Source organism: Neobacillus vireti (assembly GCF_036962345.1).
Lineage (GTDB): Bacteria > Bacillota > Bacilli > Bacillales > Cytobacillaceae > Neobacillus > Neobacillus vireti_A.
Genome location: NZ_JBALNB010000009.1, coordinates 285,788 through 292,262, shown reverse-complemented (window position 1 = coordinate 292,262; position 6,475 = coordinate 285,788). Strand labels below are relative to the sequence as shown.

Genomic DNA, 6,475 nt, shown 5'->3' with positions numbered 1-6,475 from the left:
CTAATCTTAGTATGTTTTTTCTCGGGAATCTTGAAAAATCTCCATCAATGTAATCGTCAAATACTTTTTTCCCTTGATAGGTAAGGGAACAGGAACACAGATGGACCTTAGTCGACAAAGCTTTTTGTAATTGATGGAGTTTTTCAAATGATTTCAAACAGCTTCCCCTCCGTATGAAGCATCACTTATATAAAAGTAGATGATACTTCCATTTAACTATTCATTGTAATTTGCAACAAGATTCTATTAATATATCAAGGAAGTTCTTAATCCTAAAACTCTAATTGTCATGCGTATCGTGAAAGTGCGCTTATTTTTTATTTGGGAAGATATCATGGGGACCTACATCTAATTATCAAGGATAAGATTTTTGTTCCAGAACCTTAGAATATATCAATAACATATAGGAAAAGGTCAATGACGTCGTGACGGTTGAAATTGTAAATTTAGGACAACCGGAAAAAAATTACTAGAGTAGATTAAATGGACAATAAGTCTGAGAACAAGAGTTAGCCTTCTCAATAAAACAAAATCTTAAGTTTTGGGGCAGGTCTCCAAGTAAAAAACCAATTTTGGTTAGAGGAACCTTTTATTACGATTTAAGGAGTGGAGTTAAGATGAAGCAAGGATTCAATCCGTTTCTTCCATCGTGGGAATATATTCCTGATGGAGAACCATATGTTTTTAACGATAGAGTGTATGTTTATGGCTCACATGATCGTTTTAACGGGCATGTCTTTTGTTTAAACGATTATGTGTGCTGGTCGGCACATGTGGATAATTTAGGTGATTGGCAGTACGAAGGCGTCATTTACAAAAAAACAAATGATCCACTCAATCCTGATGGCAGAATGTGTCTTTATGCACCGGACGTCACAGTAGGTCCAGATGGTCGGTACTATCTCTATTATGTGCTTGACAAAGTCTCCATTGTGTCCGTAGCCGTCTGTGATTCGCCGGCAGGCAAATACGAATTTTACGGTTATGTGCATTATCCAGATGGAACACATTTGGGGGAAAGAGAGGGCGACCAGCCTCAATTCGACCCAGGGGTCATGACTGAAGGCGAGAAAACTTATTTGTACACAGGTTTTTGTGCAGTAGGTGACAGATCAAGAAAAGGTGCCATGGCCACGGTAATTGGTCCCGATATGCTAACAATTATGGAAGAGCCTGTTTTAATTGCACCAAGTGAGCCCTACGGCAAGGGTAGCGGGTACGAAGGACATGAGTTTTTTGAAGCGCCTTCCATAAGGAAAAAAGGTGATACATATTATTTTATCTTCTCCTCTATCGTCATGCATGAGCTTTGCTATGCAACTAGCCAACATCCGACAGAAGGCTTTGTCTACCAGGGAGTCATCATAAGCAATGTCGATCTTCATGTCGATACATACAAACCAGCGGACAAACCTATGTATTATGGGCACAATAACCATGGCAGCCTTGTTGAAATTAATGGGAAATGGTATATCTTTTATCATAGGCATACCAACGGAACAGTTTTCAGCCGACAAGGCTGTGTTGAACCGATTGAATTTCGGGAGAATGGCACAATTCCCCAAGTAGAAATGACATCGTGCGGGCCCAATGGAGGAGCACTTGTGGGACGCGGTGAATATCCAGCATATGTGGCATGCAATTTATTCTGCACCGATGAGGAATTGTATTCGGGTTCTCTCGGGGCATGGATGGACGGTCGATTTCCGAAGATTACACAGGACGGAAAAGATGGGGATGAAGAAATCGGATACATTGCGAATATGAGAGATTCTGCTACAGCCGGTTTTAAATATTTCCAATGCGACGGTATACGAAAAGTTAAAATCAAGGTGCGTGGGTATGCCCAAGGGACTTTTGAAGTCAAAACATCATGGAACGGACCGACCCTCGGAAAAATACCGGTTAAGTTTACGAACATATGGACAGAATATTCCTCTGAAATTACCATTCCGGACGGCATTCAGGCATTATATTTTACTTACAAAGGAATCGGTAACGCGAGTCTTGCTTCTTTTACTTTGGTATAAGGAATTACCTTTATTAACCGACAGAAATACCATTACGGTTTTTAGGAGCGAAGTCGCTTACCTTGGCTGTTGCTGCCATACCAGTTTTAGCAAAGGGTCAAGAAGTTTTATGAATCAGGTAATCAATTGTGTTCTTAAATAATTGAAAGAGGGTGGTAGCTATGCAAATGGGCGGAGTAATGGGAAGAGTTTATATTTTATGTGACTGGATTTGGAAGCTTGCTTTGGCAAATATCTTATGGATTCTCTTTACATTAACCGGATTCATAGTCTTTGGTGTAATGCCCTCAACTGTTGCATTATTTACAGTGGTTAGAAAGTGGATCATGAAAGAAACGGAAATCCCTATTTTTCGAATCTTTTTTCAAACCTATAAAAAGGAGTTCTTACGTGCTAATTTTCTGGGTTTAATAATGGGAGCAATCGGTTTTTTCCTACTTTTTGATTATAGGCTCATAATGACATTAGGGGGAACCGTTCAATATATTCTGTTAGTCCCTTTATTGATTATTATTGGTTTGTATATAATCACTCTGTTATATCTTTTTCCTGTTTATGTCCATTTTGATTTAAAGTTAATCCAGTATTTTAAAAATGCATTTTATATTGGGACTCTTAATATGCACATTACTATTTTTATGGTAGCAGTTCTTTTTTTATTAAGATTTCCATTGTATGCTTTTCCAGGATTTATTCCATTTTTTTCGGTAAGTGTAATCTCCGTCGTGGTCGTATTTGGTGCAACAATTGCTTTTCAGCGCATTGAAAATAAACAAAAGAAGTATAGTGCATAAATTAGCAACGAATTTAAAAACCTCCCCAAAGATTCCTTCTTTGGGGAGGTTTTTTTGGTAGATTAAGAACTTTTAAAATGGTACGTGGTAATTTTATGTTTATTCAATTTATTTTCTGATGCCAATGTCGTATGGGTTTTTATCAATGTAATAAAAAGGCAAGAGATAGATAAGTAAATTCCCTTTAATTTTTCTTTTACACTAGAACCTTAGAATATATCAATAACATATAGGAAAATGTCAATGCGAGGAAAGAGTAAATATCTTATTATTATACTCAAAGTTGAAAACGCTTAAATGAAATAAATTATGAAAGGGGGAGCATAGGAGAAAATTTGAGATTTAAATTATTTAAGGATAATCAAATAAAAAGGGAGGGTAATTTTATGAAAAAACTTTTAGCTCTATTGTTAGCTGGGGTACTAACACTGTATATCACAGCTTGTTCAAACGAAAGTAGTCAGGTTAGCAGCCAAGGTGATGGTAAAGAGATTTCTGGCGAACTCACTATTATGGGGTGGGGCGGTGGAGATGAACTGAAAGCCCGGAAGGAAGCTACAAAGGTATTCCAAAAGTTGTATCCTAAAGTTAAAGTTCATGAAATATGGCTTCCGGCAGATAGTGTCGATCAGAAGCTTGATGCAGCACTGGCAGCAGGGAATGCCGCTGATGTTATCATGATGTCTCCTGACTGGAAAGGTCTTCGTTCTAAATGGTTTGAAGATTTAAATCCTTATTTAGAAAAGGATAATATCAATGTTGTTGATATTACTCCTGGGGCTGATGATGGGTATGTAGATCCGGATGGAAAACGGGAAGGAATGCCTACAACTCAATCAGATTTTATGTTTGCTTACAATAAAGAAATCTTCGACAAAGCAGGAATTCCATATCCTACAAATGATTGGACATGGGATGATTTTAAGAATATTGCAGAGAAAGTTTCTTCAGGTTCTGGAGCTGATAGGACCTATGCTATTGTTTCACATTGGATTCTTCAAAGTTTTGCATATTTACCATATGGTGGAAGTCCATATAACAGTGATTGGACCAAACAGACAATAGATGATCCAAAAGCAATAAAGGCGTTGGAGTTGTTTGCAGATCTGGTAAAATCAAAATCGTTGCCTGATGACGCTGCTGCTAAAAGTATCCCTATGGATCAGATGTTTGTATCCGGAAAAGCTGCCATATACCCACTTGGATTGTTTGAAGCTGGAGAAGTAGCAAAAAAAATTGGGAATAACTTTAAATGGGGTGTTGTTTTGCCTCCAAAAGATCCGAGTGGGAAACATACAAATATTAAATTTCAAACAGGGTTTGCTATGAATAAGGCATCGAAGAATAAGGAGGCTGCCTGGGCGTACATAAAGACGATATCTATGAATAAAGAAGTAAATGATATCTATGCCAAAGTAGGAATTCCTGCATTAAAGGAATCAGCTGACACTACTTTTAGTGAACTGAATATTCCGAATACAGATATAAAACAGACTGACTATCTCAATGGGTTGGCAGATGCAACTACGTTTCCTTGGGGTGGATCCATTAATAAAGCTGGAGACTTATATGAACAAATATGGCAACAAATTACAACTCAAGGAAGTTCGGCTAAAGATGCTATAGAAAAATTTATTCCACAAATACAAGCTGCACTTGACGAAATTCATCAAAAAAAATAATTAGTTTGTGTAATAGAAATAAATGGGAGGATTCTAAAAGGAAAGATCCTCCCTTTTTATAAATTGTTTCTTGAGGGGTGAAAAAATGAATAAGAAGTATATTAGTAGTGAAAAAAGGGAAGCTCGGCAATTTTATTTATATACATCTCCGTTTATTTTGGGTTTTTTAATTTTTACATTATATCCAGTAATATATTCAATTGTTTTAATCTTTACAAATGCTGATATGACTGGAATCGGTGAATTTATTGGCTTGGACAATATTAAAAAGGCTTTTACTCAAGATCCTCTTTTCTATAAATCTCTAAAGAATACAATATATTTTGTTGTAGTTTCTGTCCCATTAAGTTTAATCCTCTCGTTTATAGTTGCACTGTTGCTAAATAACAAAAAAATAAAAGGAATGGGTATATTTAGAACCACTTTTTATATCCCCTATATAACTGCAGGTGTTGCTGTTACTTTATTATGGGGATGGATTTTTAACGCACAATATGGGCTCATAAACTATGTTCTTTCCTTTTTTGGAATCACGGGACCGAATTGGCTAAGTGATGTTAAATGGGCGATGCCTGCGATTATTATTATGGGGTTATGGACGATTGGTAACTCCATTATTATTACACTTGCTGGATTGCAGGATATACCGGAACAATTATATGAAAGTGCTGCAATAGATGGTGCAAGCCGACTTACAATGATAACAAAAATTACCCTCCCATTGGCAACACCAACATTATTTTTTAATTTAGTAATGGGAATAATAGGTGGTTTTCAAGTATTCATGCAACCTTTTGTTTTAACTGAGGGTGGTCCAAATTATGCTACATATACATATATGATGCATATATATAACAACGCATTCAAATATGGTGAGATGGGTTATGCATCAACATTAGCATGGATCTTATTCCTTGTAATCATGATTATAACTTTAATTGTGAACCGTACTTCCAAGTATTGGGTACATTACGATAATTAATTTTGGAGGTGGAAAAATGAAGGCAGATGTGGTAATGAATGAACCAACAATAAATTATAAGAATAAAAGAAAAGTTGAAACAGTTAATCTTACTATAAGTTATATTATATTGATTATATTGGCATTAGTGTTTGTTTTTCCATTTTTATGGATGATTTCAACTGCCTTTAAATTACCCTCTGAGGCATACATAATGCCTCCGAAATTGTTACCAGAAACATTCACATTGGATAATTTTATTCAGGGATGGCAGTATGCAGATTTTACAATTTACACATGGAATACTATTTTAGTGACTGTTTTAACAACCATTGGAGCTGTTTTTTCAGCATCCTTTGTTGCATATGGATTTGCAAGGTTTAAATCACGCTACAATAACTTATTGTTTACAATCGTGCTTGGAACAATGATGCTTCCTAATCAGGTTCTTCTAATTCCAACTTATATTTTATTTTCAAAACTAGGTTGGCTAGATACATTAAAGCCTCTAATAATCCCCTCATATTTTGGCGGTGGGGCTTTTAATATTTTTCTTCTGAGACAATTTTTTAAGACAATACCAATAGAGTTAGATCAAGCTGCTAAAATTGATGGTGCTAATTCATTCCAAATCTATTATAAAATTTTGTTACCGATAATAAAACCAGCTTTGATGGCGGTTGCAGTTATGTCAGTTGCTTTCCATTGGAATGACTTTATGACACCATTGATTTATTTAAATAGTGACCAAAATTTTACGCTCGCTCTTGGTTTGCAGTTTTTTAAGAATTCATATGGTTCCTCTCAAGTTCAGATGCTTATGGCAGTTTCCCTAATAACGGTAATTCCCTTACTCATACTTTTCTTCATAGGGCAAAAATATTTTGTTCAAGGGATTACTATGTCTGGTCTTAAGGGATGATCTATTTATATATAGTTACTAATAAAAAGGTAATAGAGAGAGACAAAAAACCCTATACTACCAGGCTCTAATGCGGATCCAAGCAT

At 35.9% G+C, this 6,475-nt stretch carries 5 protein-coding genes; all 5 read left to right on the top strand.

Going from position 1 to position 6,475, the window contains the following annotated elements; translation table 11 throughout:
* Positions 1-617 precede the first annotated feature (617 nt).
* Positions 618-2,030 carry a family 43 glycosylhydrolase gene (locus tag V7108_RS12070; protein ID WP_335568382.1) on the top strand — a complete coding sequence of 471 codons (1,413 nt, stop codon included), beginning with the start codon at positions 618-620 and terminating at the stop codon, positions 2,028-2,030.
* Positions 2,031-2,191: 161 nt separating this feature from the next.
* Positions 2,192-2,824 carry a YesL family protein gene (locus V7108_RS12065; RefSeq protein ID WP_335568381.1) on the top strand — a complete coding sequence of 211 codons (633 nt, stop codon included), beginning with the start codon at positions 2,192-2,194 and terminating at the stop codon, positions 2,822-2,824.
* A gap of 386 nt (positions 2,825-3,210) precedes the next feature.
* On the top strand, positions 3,211-4,506 hold the full coding sequence (locus V7108_RS12060) for an ABC transporter substrate-binding protein (RefSeq protein ID WP_335568380.1): 1,296 nt from the start codon (positions 3,211-3,213) through the stop codon (positions 4,504-4,506).
* An 85-nt stretch (positions 4,507-4,591) separates the two neighbouring features.
* Positions 4,592-5,488, top strand: a complete 897-nt coding sequence (locus V7108_RS12055) for a carbohydrate ABC transporter permease (protein ID WP_335568379.1) — start codon at positions 4,592-4,594, stop codon at positions 5,486-5,488.
* Positions 5,489-5,504: 16 nt separating this feature from the next.
* On the top strand, positions 5,505-6,389 hold the full coding sequence (locus tag V7108_RS12050; RefSeq protein WP_335568378.1) for a carbohydrate ABC transporter permease: 885 nt from the start codon (positions 5,505-5,507) through the stop codon (positions 6,387-6,389).
* Positions 6,390-6,475 lie beyond the last annotated feature (86 nt).